Origin of the sequence: Leifsonia sp. SIMBA_070, from assembly GCF_046534635.1 — a bacterium.
Taxonomy (GTDB): Bacteria; Actinomycetota; Actinomycetes; order Actinomycetales; family Microbacteriaceae; genus Leifsonia.
Map to the genome: position 1 here is coordinate 1 of NZ_JAWRYK010000794.1, position 244 is coordinate 244.

General features: G+C 65.2%; 1 pseudogene. It reads left to right on the plus strand.

Annotation, left to right across the window (positions count from 1 at the left end):
- A pseudogene (locus tag SB754_RS22395) lies at positions 1-193 on the plus strand (hypothetical protein); the annotation flags it as partial.
- Positions 194-244 lie beyond the last annotated feature (51 nt).

The following is a 244-nucleotide window of genomic DNA, read 5'->3' on the forward strand; positions in this document are numbered from 1 at the left end:
CTGGCTGAACCCGCTCTTGCGGTATGAGGGCTATGCGCCAAAATCTCTGGGAGCACAGGCGATCCTGCCGCACGTCGACGAGTTCCGCGCCGTGCATAACCTGGAGAGCCTGTCGGAGCTTGCCGACGCGCTGAGCCGGCCACTGCAACGCCGGCGGGAAGGAGTTGGGTCATGGCTGGAGATGATCGCGTAGGCGCAACGGATCCGATCCCGAAGGACGACGAGTTGGCCACCGCCCTCGCCT